This is a genomic window from Nitrobacter vulgaris, from assembly GCF_002028545.1.
GTDB classification, from domain to species: Bacteria; Pseudomonadota; Alphaproteobacteria; order Rhizobiales; family Xanthobacteraceae; genus Nitrobacter; species Nitrobacter vulgaris.
Window position 1 is genome coordinate 1 of record NZ_MWPQ01000093.1, and the last position, 563, is coordinate 563.

A 563-nucleotide genomic window follows, 5' to 3' on the forward strand; every position below is an offset into this window, starting at 1 on the left:
CTTGATCGGCCATGGCCACCTCAGCCGGTGCGCGCTTGCAGCAAAAGGCTGCGCGCACCGCTGCTCAGTGACCTCTCCTCAGTCCTTCCGTAGGTGCTATGGTCACGTGGTTTGTATGAGGATCGCTGTCGTTGCATCCGCAGGGCGCTGCGTAGCCGCGCACGCAGCGCGTTTCACAGTCGCACGGCCTGTCGGGATAGCGCGCACCATCCAATGCCGCGGCAGATAGGGCAGCTATCTTTCGTAGGAGTCAAAGCGCGGTTCGCATCCGCGCGTCGAATTCAGCGCTTCCTTGCCGTTCAATTCTCTCTCGGCCTAAAAATAGAACTCCTTGTCGCGGCCCGCAGGGCAGCCGGCCTGCTCCCACAGTTGGTAGGCGCGGACACTGATGTCCTTTTCTGTGGGTGCAGCCGATGCGGGAGCGGACGGGGTAACGAGGTCTGAGCGCGACACCTCGGCCAGGGTGCGGATTCCGATGAAGTCGCCCGGGCATTCCGAGATGATGCCGCCCATAGATTCCGACATGATGTCGCCCAGGGCGCGTGCCTCGCTGGCTGCTAAAG

At 62.5% G+C, this 563-nt stretch carries 1 protein-coding gene; it reads right to left on the reverse strand.

All coding sequences use genetic code 11. From position 1 onward, the window contains the following. Positions 1-315: 315 nt before the first annotated feature. On the reverse strand, positions 316-563 hold a 248-nt coding region (locus B2M20_RS18690), incomplete at its 5' end, for a DUF2934 domain-containing protein (RefSeq protein ID WP_244553600.1).